This window comes from Ruegeria sp. CK1, from assembly GCF_056536545.1.
Genome location: NZ_JBQFPX010000003.1, coordinates 411747 through 435120 on the forward strand (window position 1 = coordinate 411747; position 23374 = coordinate 435120).

At 54.4% G+C, this 23374-nt stretch carries 5 protein-coding genes and 1 pseudogene; 2 read left to right on the forward strand and 4 right to left on the reverse strand.

Annotated elements, in window-relative coordinates:
- Positions 1 to 295: 295 nt before the first annotated feature.
- Complete coding sequence (locus tag ACR0L3_RS11015) at positions 296 to 16150, reverse strand: malectin domain-containing carbohydrate-binding protein (RefSeq protein ID WP_480745763.1); 15855 nt, start codon at positions 16148 to 16150, stop codon at positions 296 to 298.
- Positions 16151 to 16940: 790 nt separating this feature from the next.
- Between ACR0L3_RS11015 and ACR0L3_RS11020 the strand changes: the two genes are divergently transcribed.
- Complete coding sequence (locus ACR0L3_RS11020) at positions 16941 to 17915, forward strand: LysR family transcriptional regulator (RefSeq protein ID WP_480745764.1); 975 nt, start codon at positions 16941 to 16943, stop codon at positions 17913 to 17915.
- 28 nt (positions 17916 to 17943) lie between these two features.
- Here ACR0L3_RS11020 and ACR0L3_RS11025 read toward each other — a convergent pair whose 3' ends face one another.
- Positions 17944 to 19467: a trimethylamine methyltransferase family protein gene (locus ACR0L3_RS11025; RefSeq protein ID WP_480745765.1), complete on the reverse strand. Its 1524-nt coding sequence runs from the start codon at positions 19465 to 19467 to the stop codon at positions 17944 to 17946.
- Between the two features lie 190 nt (positions 19468 to 19657).
- On the opposite strand from ACR0L3_RS11025, the gene ACR0L3_RS11030 reads away from it, so the two are divergent.
- Positions 19658 to 22093: a GcvT family protein gene (locus tag ACR0L3_RS11030; protein WP_480745766.1), complete on the forward strand. Its 2436-nt coding sequence runs from the start codon at positions 19658 to 19660 to the stop codon at positions 22091 to 22093.
- Positions 22094 to 22098: 5 nt separating this feature from the next.
- Here the strand turns inward: ACR0L3_RS11030 and ACR0L3_RS11035 are convergent, their stop codons facing one another.
- Entirely contained in the window at positions 22099 to 23076 is a 978-nt protein-coding gene (locus ACR0L3_RS11035; RefSeq protein ID WP_480745767.1) for an HpcH/HpaI aldolase/citrate lyase family protein, read from the reverse strand.
- A 17-nt stretch (positions 23077 to 23093) separates the two neighbouring features.
- Positions 23094 to 23374 (reverse strand): annotated as a pseudogene (gene glyA / locus ACR0L3_RS11040) (serine hydroxymethyltransferase); the annotation flags it as partial.

Genomic DNA, 23374 nt, shown 5'->3' on the forward strand with positions numbered 1-23374 from the left:
GATGATGCTTTTATCTGGCGAAAGGCGGTCAAACCTGAGCGTGAGCTATATAAACATCAAATTTTTAGATTGTGATTAGTAAAAACCTACAGAATTACAATTTTGGCCAACGGTGGTTAGGAACGGACAGTTGACCAACACCACACCCAGGTACTTTTCGAAAAAATGCAACGCCGCAAGTAAGGCACATTAAACCAAGAAAAACCAGAAAGTGATTGGTGCCACAAGTCCTGACAAAATGCCCAAGCGAAAGGCCCAGCTTTGTCGCCGGACCTTTCAATTTGCGTTGTTTAAATTAGAGGATTGTATCCTCTTCCAGGATCAGAACCAATTCAGGTGCGTCCCCCCCATTACTGTTGAACGAGTGCGCCACACGGCTGCCTGAACCTTCGATCAGGAACCCAAGCGCTGCATCTGATACGTCGCCACCGGTTCCCAAGATTGTTTCGATCAGTTCAGAGATGTCTGGCGTCCGGTATGTTTCACCGTCGGTCCAAGCTTCGACGTCATTCCAGATAAACTCGTCGGCATACGTGCGGTCATTTGGGTTGTTGCCGCTCGAGTATGTCTCTGCATTCGCCGAGTCCTCGATACTAATCGTAAAGGACGCGTCAGCACTGTTGCTCTCAAACGCTTCAAAGCGCAGGAATGCATCTACGATTGTGACACCGTCCGGTATATCTATGTCATCGAAGCGAATTCCGACGGTTTGTGGCGACGTGCCATTGAGACCGAACTCAAGGTCAGAACTACCCGCGCCCCCCTGAGCTTCCCAATCATCAGACCCTGCGTCGACCGCGAAAACCAACTCGTCAGGGATTTCACCGCCACCGCCGCCGCCGCCACCGCCGGGATCACCATCCGTGATGAACTCTGAATTGGCCGAGCCGTTGGCTGGGTTGTTGCCTTTGAACAGCTCAAAATAGTCGACATGGTAGCCTTGGCTACGTCCATCGATTTGGATGGTGTAGAATCCAGATTCGGTAATCTCGATTTTTGCAGGATAATTGTTAGGAGCACCGTCAACTGATCCTGTATTTCCCCAGCTGCCTGTGTTCGGGCCACCAAAGACCTTGATGAAGCCATTGTTCACAGGCTCGGGTTCGTTGCCTTGCTCTTCGGTCAAGAATTCTTCGATTTGACCGGTTCCCGGATCTTCAGCGTGCTTGAAGTTCAACCAAAGATCGTTTTGCGCGTCGGTTGCTTCATTGCCGTCCCGAGCAACTCGGAAACTGAAGGTATAGGTGCCAAGAGAATCTTCATCGACGAAGATCGTGTACTCCAACATCTCGTTTCCGCCGGTGGCGTTATCGATACCAGTGCTCGTCTCGGACCCGAAGAGATAGTAGCCATCTCCTTCGAAGCCGGACTGATTACCTTCTCCGTCAGGTGCGGTGAGGTAAGTCCACTTGCCACCTGGATCCGTGCCTCCGGTTCCATCCTCGATCTGCATCTTGAAGTATTGGTTCGAACCAGACCCCACGACTTCGAAGTAGCCATCCACGACTGGCTCAACGCCACTGTCATCGACAGGTGTTTGCGTTGGATTCGTCAGATAGACAGGTTGACTTACCGGTCCAACTGGGACCAGATCGCTGGCTCCGCTTCCTGCGACCGCAGACGTATCAGTCACCGGCACCACAACTGCAGCCGTAAAGGCCAGCGGCTGTACGTCGTCACCAGGGAAGCTTTCGCCACTTGTTGCGTTGACGTAGTCGAACGCGTCAGCAGGCAGTGTCGCCGTACCGTTTGCACCAATCGTGATATCGTAGGTCTGCACGTCGAAGGCATTGTTGACGGCAAAATCCGGTACCATATCGTCAAGACGGCCCTGGATCACTTCGGCGACGGTGTCCGGCGAGCCGCCTGCCCCATCGTCCGTTGGCTGGAAGCCCTTATGCAAGGTGACGCGAACTACATCGCCTGCCGTACCCGTGACAGTCACAGTTGGAACAGATCCACCATATGTTCCGGTTTGACCGGAACCAAAGCTTCCGCTTCCAGTTTCCACGGTCAACACAGCCTCAGATACTGCGCGTCCTTGAACCGCCTCACCAGCAGCACCCGCTTGCGTGGTGTCGCTGCCGAGATAGCCGGTAGCAGTTGTTCCGTCTGTAAAGAGGACGGTGAACGACGACCCAGTCAATTCCGATCCAGACTGTCCGCCCGTATCGAAGCTGGTTGAGGTAACGTTGTTCGGGTTCAACAAACCGGAATTGAAGCCAGCCAGAGAATTGGAGTCACCGTCACCAGAGAAACCAACCGTTTCGCCGCCCTCAAAACCACCATCGCTGCCGTCAAAGCGGATCAGAAGACCGCGATAGCCGCCGCTGATAGGCGCCCCGTTCGACTGTCCAGACGTGTCAGCCGCAGGCGTGTCTCCTGCGAAGAACAGGTTGTCATCGTTGTCACCTGCGACACCGTTCGCACCGACAAAGAATGCACCAGTACCATCGTCATTATTAATCTGGAAGATTTTAGACGCGGTATCTCCGCCAGTCCCGTCGTTATCAAACACCTGGTCACCAAAGACCGCGTTGCGAATATCGATAAAGACCGCCGCAACGTTCTTGTCGCCAGTGTTTGTCAATTGAAGCGAGTTGTTGCCGAAGTTCGATGCGTCGACGGTGTTGTTCCCGTCAAGGATAGTCAGGACAACAGAACCAGTTCCGGTGCTGCTTCCGCTGGTGTCGACAGTCTCTCCCTGCACGACGCCATCAAAATCGCCGTCGTCAACGCCTAGCACCGCCAGTGCATCAGCTGGGTCTGACGGTGGATCAATGACTCCGCCACCGTTGATTGGGTTCAAACCTCCCGCAAGGACTTCGATACCGCTGACGATCGCGTTTTGAACATTGTTGTTCAGGAACTCGATGTTCAGCGTATCACCAACCACCTGCACAACGGTTGTAATAACGCCCGCATTGCCTTGACCGAACTCCGCCTGTGGGTTCAGATCGTCAATGGCCAAAGCCGTCTCCATTTCGACATCAAAGATGCGGGTTATGGAGAGTGTATTCGGAGATTCCGCAAAATAGAGGTTCACCGTGACAGTATCACCTTCTGCGATACCAGGCAGGTCGCTGATCGGGATGTTGTAAGAGAATTCCCCGTCATCCGAGCGCGTGGTTTCGAAGATCGCATTTGGAACGTCGTCAAAGTTCGGCGTTGCATTGGGCGACCCTGCATCGCCACGGTTCTGGGTTCCGGTGAAATACTGGCTTGGGTTGGCAAGCGAGTCTTCCAACCAGTTAGGTCCATCAGCCACTACGATCTCGTCGCCAAATGCGTTGATCCGCAACAGCACGTCACCTGTTGGAGTACCAACATCGCCGTCTGGGTCATACTCGACCACCAGCGGATCCGAGATTTGCGTCACCTCACCGTTGCTGTCGACGACACCAACGCTGAAGTAGTTGAAGCCGAGGTTGCCATTGGCATTTGCTTCCTGCGTCGTGGATCGCGTCAACGGGATGGTCCCGCTGAATTGACCATTTGCATCAAGCTGAACTTCAACAACATTGGCAACCTTCTGGGCGTTGTTGCCCTGAATGCCATTTGGCGCTGTCGCTGGTGGATCGACACTGATGCTATTGGCGTTTGAGACAAAGGCCGTATCCAGGATAAATACCCGCGCGACTCCGTTGGCGTTTTCTATGCCCGCGTCAATCAGGATTGGCAGATCGGCGTCGTTCACGACACGCGCTTCCGTGGTCCCATCACCGAGAGTCACTGTCGGCTTACCAGTATCCTCCTGACCTGCCTTAACCAATGCGCGGCCTTCGATTGTTTCATCCGGAGGCGTGATCACAGATGTTGCTGATGATCCGTCCTCGAACTCAACTGTGACGGTACCACCCGCAATCTCGAAGCCCGCTACTGCGCCGCCAATCGCACCCACCGTTGCGGTGAACGGATCGATATCGATCGAGAATGACAGCACATCACCGACACCAAAACTTCCCTCTGCAAAGTCAATGATCAACTGGTTGTCGCCCTGTCCGCCCGTTTGCGGATCGGTGATGATATCTCCCATGGTGACCGTCAAATCGCCAAGGGTCAGACCAGAACTTTGGCCATCAAAGGCGAAAGGCTTGTTGGTGGCATCACCGATCGGCCCACCCTCTTCCGCTGTGCGGGTGTCAAAGCCGGTGTCAGGGATAATGGTATCTGCCAGATCAATGATGACCCTCGAGATCGCCACGTCGTTTGCCGACTGGTTGGTAACCTTCATCGAATTAGTAGCAAAGGTACTAGCGTTGATGACGTCGGTTGCGTTCAGATTTGCTGTGAACAGCGCTTGGCCGTCTGTAGGATCTTCGACTGGCCCTTCCACTACACTAAAGGCGACCGGCGCAATATCTTCGGCCACCGCCTCACCGATTTCTGGGTCATCCAGTTCAACATTCACGTCAAGTTGAGCGTTGTTGATTGCATCAAGCGTTGCGCCGGAAATCAGATTTAACGTGATCGCTTGCGTGCCTGGGTCGGTGACGATTTCGAACAGAGCTGCATCATCGCCTGTCAGAGACAGGTTAAACGTACCCAACGCGTCATCAGAGACAACGATATTTGCAACCGGTGTCGAGTTAGTCACATCAGCATCTTGCGAGATTTCAGTGACAAGAGGCGTGACTGTCATCACAGGCGCTTCGTTCACATCTCCGATGTTGAGCGTGAACGTGGTTTCGGCATCAAACGGCCCCTCGCCCACTTCAGCATCGTCAACCTGAACGGAAATATCGAAGGCTGCTTTGGTCTCGAAGTCGAGCAACTCGCCAGCTTTCAGGAACAGCTCGGTTCCAACAATTTCAAAACTGGCGGCGTCTGCACCACTCAGGCTCAGGTCGTTGGTACCAAGGACATCATCGGTAACAACGATATCGCCTACCTTAACCGCGGAGGTCGTGTCCGTGTCTTCCGGCAGTGCCGTCTCGAACACAGGCAGAACAGTCACTGCTGTCGGTGCCGCGTTGACGTCAGGCAATTCCGCAGGAACCAGCGTGATATAGTCAACGCGACCAAATTCACCGCCTTCCGAGTCTATCTCTAGTGTCAAAACAGACGTTGGCGTCACTCCAAACGGCAAGTCCAACTCAACCATTCTATAGTTGCCGGGTTGAGCGAGGTTACCGGTCGTTGCACCAGGATTCAGCTGTTCGCCAGCCGTGCCGTCAAAGTTCCAGCTGCCCAACAACTGACCATCCACAAAGACCCGTCCGGCACCTGCGCCATCGGTCTCGTCAATGTAGGTCACGGCAACCTTGAAGCTGCTTCCGGCATACGGGCTTAGATCATGCGTAACCACGCCTGTCTGATTGGCTTGCAACCTCAGGATTTGATCGTTCGACGCAGAGGCCAAGTTGTTAACAGTGAAGTTCACCGCATCGCCGACGCCAGAGAAATTTTCGACCTCGATCTGGATTGGATCGGTAGGCACACCAAAGGTGCTCACGTCGATCACGAAGGCTGGGGCCGTCGCGAATTCTCCGACAAGGTCCGTCGCCGTGACGACAACCGACAGGTCATCCGCAGAGTCTGGTGTCCCAGAAAGCGTTCCAGTGTCTGGGTCGATGCTTAACCAGCTTGGCAACGGATCGCCATTGGCCAGAGTAGCGCTGTATGTCAGCTCGTCACCGTTTGGAATATCCGCATCGGTGAAGGCGTCAACAGGCAAGATATACTCAAACGCTTGGCCCAAGGTCGCTGACTGCGCCTCAAGCGGCGTGCCAAGTTCAGGTGCATCGTTTTCGTCCAGAACGGTTACGAGGAACTGAACAGAAGCTGTCGCACCTTCAGGATCCGTCGCCAAGACCGTCACTGGTACGTCGACTGCTACGTCGTCGGGACCCGGAGTACCAGTGAGAGAACCGAACTCGTCAATGTCCAACCAGTCCGGAGAGTCTTCGCTGAGGGCATACGTAACCGTCTGACCTTCAGGGTCAGTGAAGGTTACTGATTGCTCCACAAGGCCACCCTGATCGATGGTGATGTTGTCGATTGGGAAGTCGAGGACTGGCAATTGGTTGTCCGGGAACTCAACCGTGATCGAGAAGGTCGTTGTCGCCAGAACACCTGGATTGTTGGCGGCGTCTTCTGCAGACACTGTGACCTCGAACGTGCCAGCGACGTCTGGTGTCCCTGTTAGGTTACCATCTGAATCGACGCCGAGCCACGCCGGGCCATCGACAACACCATATGTCAGTACATCTTCCTCTGGATCGCTGAAGGCATCCGCGATGTTGCCGACTACAGCAACCTCACCCACGATCGAGATGTCATCGACACCGTCCGGGTTCGCTGAAGGCGCAAAGTTCGTTGAGGTGAGCGGTATCAGTTCGATGTAGTCGATCCGCAAAAACTCACCTGCATCGGACATACCAAACAGCTGCAATTGATCACCCGCACCGATTTGGGCCGTTCCGCTGAGTGTTTTCAGACGGAAGCTTGGCGAGGTGTCCCGGTTGGTGCTGGTCTCATCGTCATCAAGCACAAAACTGTCGATTAACTGTGTTCCGCCATCTGAAAGCAATGAGACGTCGAGGGTAGATTCCCCGTCATTCTCATCCCAGTGACCGATCCGTATCTGGTAAGACCCCGGCGGTACCGTCGTCAGATCGTAGGTTGCCGTACCATCCGAATTGGCGGTCATCTGAATGCGATTGCCGTTGCTCGCTATGAAGAAACCGTTCAGCTCTGACGCGTCTTCAGCTTCAATCCGGATCGGATCCTGACTGGAACCGCCAAGGACGTTAAAGACAAAGCTATCCGAGACGAACAGTCCCCCTGGGTCCGTGGCCGTAACCGTTACCTGGAATGAGCCCGGCGCACCCGTGGGGGCACCTGTGATTGTCCCGTCCTCTTCGTTAAATTGCAGGCCTTCAGGCAGAGGCTCATCAAGGCTGTAAGTCAGCTCGTCGCCGTCCTGATCGTCAAAGACACCGTCCAGAACGATATTCACACCCTCATTCTGACTGACGAATAGGTCTGGGATTGGCGCAACCACGGTTGGCGCGTTTGGCACATCAGACACCGTAAAGTTGAACTGCACCGGTGCACTGTCCGAATTCCCGTCGTTTGCAATCACCGAGATCGTGAAGGACCCGGACTCAATGGGTGTTCCGCTTAGAACGCCATCAACGAAGGTCACGCCCTCTGGCATTACACCGCCTTCCAGATTGCTGGTTGCAGTAAATGTCAGCGGGTCTTCTTCATCATCGAAGAATTGCGCGCCAATATCGACCGAGAATGGGACGTTTTCATCTGCCGCAACATCATCAATTCCGTTGGGGGCATATGCCGGGAAGTTGGTTGGATCTACGACATCTTCCTGTTGCGTAAATTCAAAATAATCAACGCGGGCGAATTCACCGCCACCCGTCGTACCGCTCAGCACAAGTTGGCCGTTCTCTCCGATCTCGACACCGGCAAAAACCTTTGTACGCAGGTTTTCCGCCTGCGCGGCGTTGCCCGACGTGTTTTCATCCATCAAGAACGCAGCATTGAACGGCGCCGTTCCATCAGATGTGATGTCCAATTCGAGAGAGCTGATGCCATCATTCTCATCAAAATATGCGACCAGCACATCGTAGGTGCCCGGCGGCACTTTGCCCGCCAAGTTATAGGTCGCGTCACCGGTTCCACCATTGCTGGGCAAGAAAGCGACTGCATTTCCGTCGGCAGCAGCCTGAGCTTGCGTACCGTACGTGTTGCTGGAGTCGTAGTCTTCGGCCTGGATGCGGAACGTTTGAAGTTCGCGCACTGTTACGGTCGCCGAACCAGTCGACTGGTTTCCGCCCGGATCCTCGACGGTGTAGCTAAAGGTCACATCGCCCAAGAAACCGTTGCTAGGTGTGACGGTCACTGTGCCATCAGGGTTCAGTGATACATCCACGTCTTCGTCCAGCGTTGGCTCCGGATCAACAGATACGACGGTCAGCGATGCCGTACTGTCATCGGCATCAACATCGTTACCTGCTGGGTTGAAGGTGACTGCTGTGTTTTCGCGGGTCGACACGGCATCGTCCGTTGCGACAGGTGCAGCGTCATCCTCGGTCACCGTACCATCGGCCGGTGTTGTATCGACCGTGATCGAGGCGTTGTCTGTGTCGACAAGCGCAACGGTCAGGGTTGCATCACCATCCGCGATGTCATCGTTCGTGAACGCGATAGGCAGCGTTGCGACCCCATCCACAAAGACTACACCCTCAGCCGTGTCCGGATTTCCGTTCACCGTGTATTCGATATCAGCCGTTCCGGTGAATCCAGGCGCACTGAGCCCGTATTCAAGCACGGTTTCGCCAGTGTCGCCATCTTCTGCGACCGGAGCGACCGGGGCTGTCAACGACAGTGACAGCGCGTCTGTGGCAGCGATCTCGAGGTAATCCCACTCACCGGTGAACTGGTTCGCCGCATTGTTGAAGTGGGTAATCGAGACACCGTAGGCAAGACCGCTGTCGCCCGTCAGGGGGTTGTTCCCCGCAAGTGTGGCCGCAAGGGAACCGGTGTTGGAAATCCCTATTGCAGGAATAGTAATCTGACCCAGTTCGTTTCCAGTATCGTCGAGGAAGGTCGCGATACCAACGACAGTGCCGGAATTCGAGCCATCGCCTGCTGGCGTGGTATCAACTTCCAGACGCAGAATGACCGAGTCAATCGTGGCCTGTGTCGCGAGGTCGATACCTGCGCCTGCCAACGTCGCGTCGTCCCCACCTGTCAGACTGTTGTTATGGCCAATCTCGACACGCAGTTGTTTGTTGTCTTCTGTGTTGCCTATCCCGCCGAAGACGAATTTAACAAAGTCATCGACACCACCGGCACCCATCGTAATGCCGTATGACGCATATTGTGTCGGAATGCCGCCTGTGAAGTTGTCATCAAAGACGTTGTTCAATTTAGTCTCGATGGCGAATGTGGTTACACCAGTAACGTCGACCGCCGACTGGTAGTTGTCTTTGACCGTGTTGTTAGAGTTGGTACCTGTCGCGAACGAGTCGTTGATACTCGATTGAGTTTTGAAAACACCATTTTCTACAAGTGTGGTCCCCTCCGACGTCTGCTCGCCGTATGGATCAGAGCCTGACGCACCACCGATATTTTGGGCTGGATTGATAAGGATCCCGGTAAAGCCAGCTTCGGCGCTGAAGGCATCCGCTGTTGGCGCATCAAAGTCCTGACGGAAGCTGTTTCCTGATGTCAGAACGCGATCACCGCCGTTCGAACCATCATAGGCAAAAGGATCATCTGTGTTAACAATTCCATCGCCATCGATATCGTCCGGATCAACAAATTCGTCATCGTTGATTGTGACTGCGGCCGACGCCTGTTCGACCTGAACCGCAGCACCGGAAGGTACGGACGCATCGGTGATTTCGACGTTGAACTGGGTCGTCCCTACGATCGTTTCAATTTCGTTGTCGATCACATCGAACGGCGCCGTCGCTGTCGTTTCGCCAACTGCGAAGGTTACCGAAGTCGTTACGGGCGCTGTGTAGTCTACACCGTCGATTGCGGTGTCATCTGTTACATCGAAAGTGACCGTCAGCTCTTCGTCTGTCGGGCCGGTTCTGGTAAACAGAAGCGCCGCAGTGCCGTCTGTCTCTTCTACCGTTACGGGCTCGACCGAGACAGCGGGCAGCGCCGGGTCAATCGCTGGCACCGCCTGCCAAAGCTCAAGCGCGTTAATTTTTGCATTGTCTTCAGATGGATCACCGAGAATAGTCAGTGTGCCGGTCCCATCGCCCTCATCCGCAATGGTCACGCGGACTTCGATATCGTCAGCAACATGCAATCCTGCGTCGGCTAGCAAGTTCAGATCATCAGCGACGAGGACACCATTCACGGTAATGTCAAACACACGCAAACTTGCGCCGTTAAAGATTTCCGCCAGCTTCAGAACCAGAATGTACTCACCCGCAGGAATGCCAGCACGCGTAAAGCTTAAATCCGGGGCTGCACCACTTCCGCCAAAGTACTCGGTCTTATAGACTTCGTCGTCCAAATTGCCCACACCATCCCCGGTATAGTCTCCGTTGGCTGGCTGTTGGGCGACTGGGTCTGAGTAGGCATTGGTAAAGACCCACTCAGCCGCATTGGCAGCTTCATATGTTACACCGCTTTCGTTTGTAACTTGTCCCCCACCTGCATTGACAGCGAACTCAAGGGCACCCTTTTGAACGCTACCAGAGAGACCATCATCTTCTGTCACGGTCGAGATTGCGCCATCGCCCGCGTTGTTAATGCTGACAGACGTCAAGCCACCTTGGTCGGTACCGGATACCAGTTGCACAAGCGTGATCTGTTCCGCACCATTATCAACGTCATCGTTGTCAACAGCGAAGGTCAGTCGCCCGACCCCATCCACGAAGGAAACAACTTGCGTCAGGTTGGTGTCGAGCGACGTATCAAACGTCACCTCAATATCACCGGTGAAATTGTTGGTTGCTGTCAGGTCAAAGCCGACCTCGGTGGTGCCAAAGTCACCATTTTCAAGGACGGCCTCCCCCCCTGCCACGGCAATTTCCGTTGTGGCGGAAATCGCAGCGGTTTCCAGGCGCAGAGTCGCTGTGGATTGCTCGCCGCCCTGATTCAACCATAGCGTGTAGGTTCCAGCCGGAAGGGGGGCGTCGAAGCCAGACCCATCACCGAAGGTGAATGTTCCTCCCGGACCCTCTTCGCTGCCTGCGCCCAACGCATCACGGGACAGTAGGTTGCCATCTTGTCCGGTACCTTCGTTCTCGACATCGCCGGAATTGTAAACATGTCCACCTAGTAAATCGCCTGAGTTTTCAAAGGTTTCGGGATTAACGGTGACTTGCGCACCTTCCTGAATTCCCACAAACGCCTGTGGTGTGCCGCCTTCAGACGTTTCCCAATTTTCCAGAATAATTCCTGTCAAAACGTCGCCTTCTGCGACTGTGAAGGTAAAGTAGTCACGCTCACGCCCGCCAGGCTCGTCATCGCCTTGCTGGGTGGCAACAACGGTCGTAACACCCTGAGAGAGAGTACCGAGGTCTGTTGGCGTTGTTCCGTCATCAGAGAAGTCATCGCCCGGTGTGGGTACACCATTCACGGTGTCTACTGGATCACCCGCCTCTGCCGTCCGAACCACAAACGCACTGATCTTGGCGTTGTCTACTGCAGCAGCATCAGTAGCAGTGAACTGAATGTTGAGCGTGCCGTCTGTTACAATGGCTTCAAAAGTCTTGACTATCTTAACGAGCGGTGCTCCATCCAAGTTGCCGAGGACGCCATCACCGTCATCATATAGGTCATAGTCGTCGAGGACCGTCTCACCTTCGATAAGTGCATCAAATACGCGCGCACCAACGCCATTGCTGTTACTAACTCCTTGGAAAGTCTCAGCAAAGTATAGGTCGACAACATAGGTCCCGTTGGGCAGGTCAACATCATAAGAAAAGTCGTTCCCCCAACGTTCAGAGGTGAACACGTCATCCGGCAATGCAGCACCGGTGAACGTTTCACCAGCCCCACCGTTGTTGGCGTTGTTGCCTCCGTTCGCCGCCGGGCCGGTGGTGGTATTTGAGAAATCCACTGTTGGATGTGGTGCTCCGAGCGTGTCGGCCTCGAACGTAACACCGGGCAGCCCATAAAGAGTGCCATCGACAGCTGGACCACCAGCATTCACGGCAAGAACAACTTCGCCGGGCTCTAGTGGCTCAGCAAAGGTAAAGTCAAAGCTGGCAGCCTCAGCTTCGTTGTCCGAAGAGTCTACAAACACGCCAGCAGCAACAGCCACCGAGTAAGTGCCAGTTGGCCAGGCAAAATTGTTGTCTGCCGGCGGATCAATGGTGTAGGTCAGCGTCGCAATTGTTGATGAAGGGTTCAATTCAACAACCGGTGCAGACACATTAGACGGTGTGATCCCAGTGAACTCAAGTTCAGTTCCATCAAGAGCTGTCAGGTCGGACAGAGTTAATCCTGTTTCATCGGTCACCACCACGGTCACAGAACGCGGACTGTCCTGATCTGACAGGCTGTCTTCGACCACGATGTTCGTCACAACCGGCGGGGTTGTATCAACGACTTCTGCCGCGGGCCCTAACTGCGTGACTTCGATCGCATTGATCTTTGGGTTCTGAATGTTTGCGTCTGCGCCGTGCTGGAAGGCGAGGTTCAGCGTATCGTCCGTTGCGGTATAGACAAACTCGCGCTTAAAGACGACGCCAAGGTAGGGCTGCTTCTCATCCTGACTACCGTTTGCAAATACCGGGATAGGGGCCGCTTCTCCATCAACAAAGTCAGTCGCTTCGCGCAACGGATGGATATCATCAAACGCTGCCGGCACAGCACCTTCGACCGCGACATCAAAAATACGGTCCGGCGCTGTAAAGATATTGTTCCAATTTTCAACAAAATACAGGGTCACGCGGTACGTGGTGCCCTCCACAACATCGAAGTTATAGGTCAACTCTGCACCGCCGATGGTGTTTTCAGACCTCTCGTTAACAAAGAGCTCCCAAGGTACGGCTGCTGGATCGACGTCCGCAGTGTAGTCGATCTCATCTTGGGCGTCAGTCAGTGCATTGGTAAAAGTTGATCCTTCCGTACCTGTGATGGTGATCGGGCCGCTACTGGCCGCAAAACCAGCGTCCGAAATCCAATCAGGGCCACCATTCAGTGACGCTACATCAGCACCGCCCGCGTTTACGCGGTAGATGACTGTTTCGTCAGGGATCAGGGAGATTTCCAGATTTCCGTCAACTTCCTCAAAAGCAAAGACATTTGGCCCGTCGGACGCTTGGAAACTATCGAACTTTGGACCCGAGAAAGTGATTTCGGTTCCGTCAATTTGGACGACCGCAGATCCTACGTCGAACGTAATCCCTGCAATATCGCTTTCATCGGCATCGGTGATAACCACCTTGTCAGTCTGTGAGAAATCAGTGATTTCATCACCATTTAGGCTGGCTTTGGTTCCGATGACCTCATCTTCACCGTCACCTGTTGTGATCGTGTTTGCGCCGGCACCAACCTTGATTTGGTTGTCGTCAGGCGTGCCAGTCAGGTTCCAATCCGCCGGCGAACCGGATCCGTCGAAGTTTTCAACTGTGGGGTGAAGTTCGATATCAGCAGCCGGTCCTGTGTATAGGACTGTGTCTTCTCCGGCCGTCCCCGCTGCTTCGGCTTCGGCTTCCGAACCGGCGGCAATTTCGTTTCCAATGCCCTCAATTCGGATCACATCAAAGTCGACAGCGGTAAATGTCGCGCCGTCGTCTTTCTCGGCCACGATACCGATGGCCGCACCGGCGTCCAGCGTCGTATCGCCGTCAGAAATTTGGTAGTTACCGTCAAGAACGTCGCGCAAAATGCCCACTGGCAACTGATCACTGCTCAGCGGCACAGATGTTAGTGACGTCTCGCCAATTACCTGGAAATTGGCTGCGATGTTGTAGTCGCCACCAATGTCCGAAATTTCCAGCTGCAGCAGGATTTTCTTCTGGTTCGCAGTTGCACCACCAGTTGTCAGCGCAGTTACAAAGGCTGCGTCAAATGACGTGCCTAAAACTTGGTAGCTGTCGCCAATCTCAAGACCCACTTCGAGTCCTGGCTGTCCGCCAATGTCGCCAAACACAAAACGCAGGAAGTTGAATTGTGTTCCGTCACCGAATGTCAGACCACTGATCCGACCATTGCCAGGCTGGTCCGCATACCAGTTGAAAATTTCGACCTCGGCGACAACGCGCTTCACGTCATCAGCGATTTTGACGCCCGTATGCAAACCGTCGAGAAGCGTATTGGCGCCACCAATTGCTGTCCCGTCCTGAACTTCTTTGATCTGCAAGATCGGAGCGTTGCCGCCGGGAATAATATTCCCACCATTATCAAAGAGACCAGGCTCTTGGTCTTGTGCTGGAAAGCCGTCAAGTGCTGATTTGGCGTCCTTGTTCGGCGTCACACCATCCAACGCGGCTCCAAGAAGACCAGTGTCGCCAATGGTCCCTGAAAATTCTGGAACAGACGCAAGATCAACCTGGCTGAAATTGAGCACAATGGTTTGACCCGCTTCAAGGTCAAGGCCGTTGTCATCATCAAAGTCGAATGGGTCGTTAATATTGTCAACGCCGTCGAGGTCATTGTCGTTCGGGTCAGACGGCACCTCACCTGCGTAATTATTCACCCCCAACAGCGCATTGGTTTCCGCGTTGCCGGGCTGCAGGATTTCGATGACTGGGCCGTTGTTCTTGTAAATTGCACCCCATAGCGTACCGCGGAACGCAGTGTCGCCTCCGTGCGGTATTAGATCGTCACCGATGGATGCAAGCCCCAGCGGAGCACCACCGGAGCCAATGAAATCACGATCCGCAGCAATCGTACGGCTTCCGTCTGTCGTGGTTTGTACGATCCCGTCGACGTCGCGGCCAATCACGTAATACTGCTGCTGGTTCAGACTTGCGGCAATCAAGGCGCCCTGCATGCCGGTCTGGCCTGCATCATCAAAGATCGACGACGTGTATTCCGCCAAACCGTTGATCGACCCCTTACCCGTATCTAGCGAACCATCTGTGAAGCCAGCCTCCAGGTAGTTGCCCTCAATCGGGTTAAGCGCGAAGACGATCTCATCAATGTCTTCTGGCAGACCGATGGGGCCGTTTGCGTCTTCAACAAGTGAGAATACACCGGCAGTCGTTGGGCGGCCTGTTGGTGTATCGATACCGAAGCCAGCCACGAAAGTTTCAGAATACCGAACGCCTGGGTCCACTGCGACCACGGTTTCGTTGATAAACGCGTTCGAGTATCCGATTGCTTCGAACCAAGCGACAACCTCAAGAAAATCGCTAGAACCGTTGCCTTTGTCAACGTTGGAGACCATTAGCTTGGCGTTGCCGACACCACTTTCGGGCGTGTAAAGCAGACCAGCTCGGGCACCTTCGGCGCGTGTCGGGTTCGGGTGTCCACCGTAAACGAGGGTCAATTGGCCAAGATCCGGGTGATCCCATAGATACGTTTGCGCACCGCCCTCACCTGCGGATAGCGAACGCCCGTTCAGGTCGTCGGACCGTGTGACCTCGTGCAACTGGTCCCAGTTCTGAGGGTTAAAGTCGCCCGCAATTTCGTTGTTGTCTTCGACAAAGAGGTTTGTCGCGATATAGCCATCCGGGGTGCCGGTCTCGGGCTCGGTTGCATTTGTATCACCGTCTTCGTCTTCGCCGGCGGGACGCCCACCCCAGTTATTGTTGGCACCGTTGTCGTAGGTAAAGACGCGTCCGTCTTCGGTGACTTCTACGTCATAGGCGTTCCGGTACCCTGCAGAATAAATCTGAACAGGGCCGTCAGCGATCAGCTTGGCGCTGTTCAGTCCGTCGTTGCCACCGAACGGATCACCGCTGTCATCTTCACCCGTGCGTGTAATATCGTTCAGTGTGGGCATGTCATAGACGTACTCACGCCCGTCGTCGATTTTAACGCCGTCCGCAGCCTCGATCTCCCTGATCTCGTCAAGATCGATTTCGAGGATAGCTGCCGAGTAAGGTTGTTCCTGCTGACCCGCAAAATTGTTCGACGGCGCTCCGGTATTTGCGTTGCCGCCGTTTGCCACGATCAGGCGCTCTGACAAAAGTTGTCCCGTTTCCGGATCAATCTCTTGGATGACCTCAAGGCCATTTGTCGCGTGGTTTTCTTCGGAGCGAGCCAGACCGCGGACAATGTCCACCACGTCCCATCCGGTTTCTGTTTGGGTCAAGCGTGTGATGACACCAGAGTTCGTGTCGAGCCCGTTATCGTTGCCGCTGCCACCAGCACCAATGCGGCTGTCCGACGATGTAACATACATGACGACTGCCGGTTCACCGTTAATTAATACGGGATCTCCGTTTGAATCGAACTGCTGCACAACGTCGATGCCGGTAACCTGACGATTGGTGCCACTGGCGTCGCCGCCGTCGTCATTGTGATTAGGAACATCTTTGACAGCTAGGATCAGCTCGTTGTCTGTCACATAGAAGCTGTTTACATCGTCACCGTCGGTTGGATCCTTATCGCCAAACTCAACGTTCAGAATCTGAATCGTGCCGTTTTGCTGGGTGACGTATAGTCTGCCGTCTGGCCCCCAAACCAATGCTGTCGGCGACCCGATCGAAACACCATTAAGATCCAATTCACTTGATGTAAAATCGTCAGTTACAGGCATCGTCAACCCCTTACAAATGTTACGCACACACAATTGTATTCAGCAATTCGCTTAAGGGAGAGAACGGGGCCGAAACCTGCCCCTGCAAAATTCGTTACGCTAATTTAGGTGCAGAACATGCCACCCCCACAAGCAGTAAGCAGGCCTTCTGACGCCACAAAAATCAACCATTTTTGCCGTATTTTTGCCACATTTCATTATTGTAAAGGTTTGATTAATGTTTTCTAAAACGCGTCACCCTTAAATTGTTATTTTTTTTCAATATGATAAAATTTCCGATTAGAGCTTGGGCGCATTCGTGAAATTTTTTTGAATGCCACTAGGTTATTCTATTATGCCGTGTTTGATTAACTAGTTAATATCGTAAAAGTAATGTTGTCGCCACTTGTGCTGCTTGAGTCTTTTGCAAGTTTTCAGCCTTTGAAGCTCGCATGGCGACTGAAGGAACGGCCTTAGATTACATCAGAATTCAAGCCCGTTCGTGCTTCCCCAATTCAAAAATAGAACCCTAATTCCTCGGCGTTAATCGCGCGAGTATTGGCGTTCAACAGGCTTCTCAGAAAACACTTCGTCGACATGTACGAATTGAACGCGAGAGACGTTAAACTACAGACCTCGAAACAGTCGCTGAACAGCCTTGGTTTTTGCTTTGAAGTAAACTCGCAAAGGAAGGGTTCGTCGATTTTGCGACCACTCAAATTTTTGTTTTTTATTTCGACAAACCAGAACTAATAGTATCAGTAGATCGAATTTATAAGCTGCTTGCTTTCAGGCAAATGGAAAGAAATCTATGCCTCGACATTCGGCCGCGAAAGACCTGAGCTTAAAGTGGTTAGAGCTTTTTCAGATTTGCGCGCACAAAGGATCTCTTCAGGCCGCGTCCAAGGAAACCGGTCTGACGATCAGCACAGTCTCGCATCACTTACGTAATCTTGAAGACCATCTGGGGGTCGAGCTTTTCAACCATTCTCGAAGACCCATGGTGCTGACGCCCAAGGGACAGGTCTTTCTGCGCAACATTGATGATGCACTGTTTGCAATCCGCAAAGCCAAAGCCGAGGCTTCAGCCGGAAGTATTTCTGAAGCAAGCCTACTGCGCGTCGGGACAATTGAAGATTTCGACAGCGATATTATGCCCGAATTGGCCGTTTTCCTGTCGCAACATATGCCAAGTTGCGATTTCATGTATCAGACGGATTCAAGCCATACGATCATCGAAATGCTGCGCAGTCGGCACCTTGATTTGGGGATCACGACAACCCCGAATGAACGGGTGCGTGATTTGCAGGAACGTCCTCTGCTGCGCGATCCCTTTGTCGTGGTTCTGCCACGCGTCTGTGAGCATCCTTTGAAGGACATCGTCGAAGGGCGCAGCAGTCTGCCATTTTTGCGGTTTTCCAGCAATCTGATCATTGCCCGACAAATCGAGTCGCAGATGCGCCGTCTTGGCCTGTCTCCTCTTTCGAATTTCGAATGCAGCAATAACCAAACCCTGATGGCTATGGTAGCAGCAGGGGCCGGATGGACTATCACGACCCCATTGCTGTTTTCTCGCGCTCAACGGTTTCAAAGCAAGCTTAAGATGCATCGCTTTCCGGCCAAGAGTTTCTCTCGCACCTTGGCCATCGTCGCCACACCGGATTGCTCCAGATCTGTGCTGGAACTGTTGGAGCGTAAGATGCGCGTTCTGATCACTGAACACGCAATTTCTCAGCAAACGAAAAGCAACCCGTGGCTTGAAGACAGCTTTCAACTGATCACCTGATTAAGCATTTTCGGTACGTGTGCTGACATCAGGGTTGGAGAATTTTGAACCGCGCGCGGATTTCCTTTTCCTGTTCAGGCGTCAGATATTGAGGCTTGTGTTCGGACAGGATTTCCTGCGCACGGGCGCGGGCGCGGCTCCAGGCGTCTTGTGCCCCTTTTTGTTCCCATGTGCGCGGCTCATCTCGGTCGGCGAGTGTAGGATAAAAGTAATCCCGCTCCATCGCGGCATAGGTGTGCTGACCGCCCAGAAAATGCCCTTCACCCAAAACTGCGTCACAGATGGCATCGAACCCGAGGTTCTCTTCCGTCACTTCGATCCCTCGCAAGGTGCGGTAGGTGTTGGAATGCATTTCGTCATCCAGCACAAAGGCTTCAAAGCTAGCCCCCAAAAGGGACGCGGTCATGCCCGAGCTTTCATAAATCAGATTGCCACCGGCCAACGCAGCCGCCATCGACGTGATGCCTTTCTCCATTCCGTATTGTGCGTCGATCGCTTTGGCGTCGGTCATCGAACAGGCAACCCCAGATGGCAGTCCGAGCCAATTCGACAGTTGCGCGGACGCAGCGTTGAGCACGGCAGTTTCCCCGCTGCCACCGGAAAACGCACCGGTGCGAAGGTCTATCACCAACGGCCAGTTGGAAAATACCATTGGAAAGCCAGGCTGGATGGCGTGGACCATCAGCAGGCTGGCCAGAGTCTCGGCCAGGGACTGAGCCAGAAAGCCGGCCAGCGTGGCGGGCGCGGTCGCCCCGGCCTGTGCGGCAGTGATGCACGAAATCGGAATGTTATACCGGATGCACTCATAGACGACATCAACTGCATCCTCGCCATAACGCATAGGTGAGATCATCGGGCTGATATGCGCCTTCATGAAAGGGCGTTTGGAGAACTCGCCAGGCCCGCCCGCCGCGATGTCCAGCATCTCAACAATTGGGGCGACATACTCGGCTAGCGTGAATGAGGTTGCCGTGGGTTTGGTCGTGTTCTTTAACAGCGCGAAGACGGTGTTGACGTCCAGATCGTAGTTGTCCTCAACATCGGTGGCAACGCAGCAGCGAGTGTACCAACTTACATTGGCAAGCGTGTCCTGAAGCCGCGTAAAATTGTGCAAGTCGTTCAATGTCGATGGTCTATAGACTCCGCTGTCCATATCCAGCGTCTGTACCGCAGCCCCGCCCGTACCGAAGTAAACCTTGTTCCCTCCAACCTCAATCGAACGCGCTGGATCCCGGCCGTGCAGCGTGAAGGTCTTGGCCGCCTGATCGATCGCCTCTTCCACCAAGGCAGGGCGAAATGTTATGCGCCCATTGCCATTATCGATGGCTCCGATACGCAAAAGATCTTTTTGCAACCGCTCGGGCACTTCTCCTACGCCCAATTTCTCAAGAAGGTCCAGCGCAGTATCATAGATACGCCTCAAGTCCGCGTTACTGAGCGGCTTGTATGCGCCGCCAGTCTGACCGGGTGGGCAAGGATCAATTGCAGGCTTTGCGGCGCGCTGTGCCAGCCGCTCACGGCGGCCCCCTCTCTTTCCACGCTGCGCTGCCATGTTCGCTCCTGTTGCCTATATTTTGGCGCGATTGAAGAAGCCTAACCCGCACAATTTCAATGTCTTCTAACTTTAGATTGATAAAATCGAAATTAGACTTCGATCTGATTTGAATAATCAGCATTTTGTTGCGGATCGCTCCGATCTGCAGGCCTATCACGGCCAACATAATGTCGGAGGCACACTTCACATGAAATCGCGCACCAAGGTTGTCGTCATTGGCGGTGGTATTGCTGGATGTTCAACGCTCTATCATCTGACCAAAGAAGGCTGGAGCGACGTTGTTCTGGTTGAACGCAATGAGCTGACGAGCGGCACCACGTGGCACTCGGCGGCGCAAGTGACCAATTTTGGTATGAACCAAACCATGGTCGGGCTGAAGACGCATTCGATAAACCTTTATAAGGAGCTCTCGGAAAATCCCGAATACCCGATCAATTACCACCACGCGGATGGCGGCATCCGGTTGGCCAATACCGAATCTCAGATGCAGGGCTACAGGCATTTTGCATCGATGGCGCGGGGCATGGGGGTCGAGTTCGAGGTGATCGATGCCGAGGAATGTGCCCGTCGCCACCCGCTCATCTCTACGACAAATCTGTTGGGCGGGCTTTGGGATCCGCTGGATGGCGATATCGATCCAGCCCAACTGTGCCAGGCGCTAGCCTATCATGCGCGCAAAGCCGGGGCCGAAGTGTATCGCAACACACCGGTGACAGCGCTGACCCAGCACAAGGATGACACCTGGACGGTTCACACCGAACACGGCGACATCGATTGTGATATCGTGGTCAACGCCTGCGGTTACCGTGTCAACGAAGTTGGGGCGATGATGGGTGTGCATCATCCTGTCGCCTCGATGGAGCACCAGTATTTTTTGACCGAGGATATCCCGGGGATAGCCGAAGCAGGCCACCGGATGCCTCTGCTGCGCTGTCCGATCAGCGATTACTACAGTCGTCAGGAAAAGGGCGGGTTGCTGGTCGGGTTCTACGAGCAGGATTGTAAACCTTGGGGTATGGACGGGATCGACCCGAACTTCGTCAACGCGCTGTGCCCCGATGATCTGGACCGCGTCATGGACGTGCTGGCAGGCGCATTTGAACGAATGCCTGTGCTGGAAGAGACCGGGATACGCTCCATCGTCAATGGCCCGATCACCTATACAATCGATGGCGCGCCTTTGGTCGGGCCGATCCCAGGCAAGCGCAACGCTTTCTGCATCATAGGCCTGCGCGCTGGTCTGGGTGAGGGTGGCGGCCACGGCTGGCTGCTTGCCCAACAGATCGTGCATGGTGAGGCGTGCTATGACACTTGGTGCATCGATCCGCGTCGCTTTACCGGACATGCCAATGTAGAACTGACCTCACTTAAGGCCATCGAGGACTATCAAAACGAATTCCGCTTTCACTTCCCGCATGAACATCGCCCGGCAGGTCGCCCGGCGAAGACGACGCCGCTGACCCCGGTTCTGGCCGCAGAAGGCGCTGAGTTTACAGTCGTCAACGGTTGGGAGCGGGTCGATTACATCAAACCCTCGCCCGACTTTCATCCCAGCCTCACGTTCAACTTAGACGAGGCCTTTGACGTAGTCGCGGAAGAGATCAAGAACCTGCAAGAGAATGTCGGCCTGTGCGAAGTGAACGGCTTCAACCGCTTGGAGATAACAGGCGCTGATCGCCATTCCTTCCTAGACCGCATGTTCTGCGGCAATGTCACCAAACGAGCAGGCCGGGTCGGTCTGGGCTATCTGCTGAACCACTTCGGCATGATTAAGGGCGAGGCGACCGTAGCCAACCTGCCCGCCAGCGATCGGGGCCCCGAGCGGATCTGGTACGGTTCGGCGGCCGCAAGTGAATACCACGACATGGATTGGCTCACTCTGCATCTGCGCCATGACGAGGATGTACAAATCCGCTCATTGACCAATGACCAAACCATACTGGTTTTGGCCGGCCCCAAGGCGCGAGACGTGCTATCGACCTGCTCGCGTGGCGATTGGTCGAAAGAAGCCTTCCCGTGGCTGTCGGTTCGCGAATGCTTTATCGGCTTCGCCCCTGCCACAGTGATGGGCGTCAGCTTCTCGGGTGAGCTGGCCTATGAAATCCATGTGCCCAATGCCTCGCTCTATGCCGCCTATCTGGCCCTGCGCGCAGCGGGCGAGGCGCACGGGATGAAGCTGTTCGGGGCGCGTGCGGTCGAGTCGATGCGAATGGAGAAAGGCTTTCTGCATTGGAAGGCGGATTTGTTGACCGAGTTCGATCCGTTCGAGACTGGCCTCAACCGTTTCGTCAAGTTGGGTAAAGGCGATTTCGTGGGCAAAGACGCGTTGGAAAAACGCCATGCCAACGGGCCCACAAAAAAACTTGTTACGCTGAAAGTCGACGCCAGCCACGCCCCGGCGCACGGCGGCGCATCGCTGATGCAAGGCGACACCGTGGTCGGCACCATCACCTCGGGCGATTGGGGGCATCGCGTCGGCATGAACCTAGCTTATGCCTTTGTCGAACCTGATCTGGCAAACCTGGGCAGCAAGATGCAGCTGGACATGTATGGAGAGCTCGTGACGACAGAAGTCATCGCGTCTTCTCCATACAATCCTGACCACACCCTGATGCGCAGCTGATACCGTTAAGCGGCGGCGATCTGACCAGCCTTTTGAACCAGTACTTCCGCCTGACGAATGGATGCATAGTCGATCAGGCGTCCGTCCAGAGATACCGCACCTTTGCCAGCGGCTTCGGCCTCAGACATCGCAACGAGAATGCGCTGAGCCTTGGTGACTTCTGCCTCGGATGGGGACATGACTTCGTTCGCAAGCGAAATCTGGCTGGGGTGGATCGCCCATTTGCCTTCGCAGCCTAGAACGGCGGCGCGCTTGGCTGCAGCGCGATAGCCATCGGGGTCCTGAAAGTCTCCGAACGGGCCGTCAATTGGGCGCAGACCGTTTGCTCGGGCGGCAACAACCATACGAGCCAGAGCATAATGCCACATGTCGCCCCAATGGGTCATGCGGCCGCCTTCGGAATCCGCATCGGTCAAAACCGAATAGTCTGGATTCACACCACCGATGATCGTTGTCCGTGCGCGTGTCGAGGCAGCATAATCGGCAACACCAAAGTGCAGGCTTTCATTTCGTTTTGAGGCGGCCGCGATTTCACTAACGTTCTGCATGCCAAGCGCGGTTTCGATAATGTGTTCGAACCCAATCCGCTTTTTTAGCCCCTTGGCGTCTTCAATCTGAGTCACCAACATGTCGACTGCATAAACGTCCGCGGCTGTACCAACTTTGGGGATCATAATCAGGTCCAGCCGTTCACCGGCCTGCTCGACCACATCCACAACGTCGCGATACATGTAATGCGTGTCCAGACCGTTGATCCGCACTGACATCGATTTGTTACCCCAGTCGATGTCGTTCAGCGCCTCAATGATATTTTTGCGTGCTTGTTCCTTTTCATCCGGCGCGACAGCGTCTTCCAGATCGAGGAAAATGACATCCACATCTGATTTTGCTGCCTTTTCAAACATTCCGGGCTGGCTACCGGGAACGGCCAGTTCGCTGCGGTTCAGGCGGGCTGGGGCTTGGTCGATGTTATGAAAGCTCATGGTTTGGGTCCTTCGTCTTACAGGTTCGGATATATAGGGAATTTTGCGCAGAGGTCTGCGACCTGTGCTTTGACCTTTGCTTCGACGGCGCCGTTGTTGTCTTCGCCATTGGCGGCCAGCCCGTCGACGACCTCGATGATCCAGTCGGCGATCTGGCGGAATTCGACCTCGCCAAAGCCGCGGGTGGTGCCAGCGGGTGAGCCCAGGCGGATACCGCTGGTGATGGTCGGTTTTTCCGGATCAAACGGCACGCCGTTCTTGTTGCAGGTGATATGCGCGCGGCCCAGAGCCTTTTCAG

Excerpts from the sequence above, each read along its gene's own strand:
- ACR0L3_RS11025 (WP_480745765.1), bottom strand. The coding sequence starts at position 19,467 with ATGGCAGCGCAGCGTGGAAAGAGAGGGGGCCGCCGTGAGCGGCTGGCA.
- ACR0L3_RS11020 (WP_480745764.1), top strand. The coding sequence starts at position 16,941 with ATGCCTCGACATTCGGCCGCGAAAGACCTGAGCTTAAAGTGGTTAGAG.
- ACR0L3_RS11030 (WP_480745766.1), top strand. The coding sequence starts at position 19,658 with ATGAAATCGCGCACCAAGGTTGTCGTCATTGGCGGTGGTATTGCTGGA.
- ACR0L3_RS11015 (WP_480745763.1), bottom strand. The coding sequence starts at position 16,150 with ATGCCTGTAACTGACGATTTTACATCAAGTGAATTGGATCTTAATGGT.
- ACR0L3_RS11035 (WP_480745767.1), bottom strand. The coding sequence starts at position 23,076 with ATGAGCTTTCATAACATCGACCAAGCCCCAGCCCGCCTGAACCGCAGC.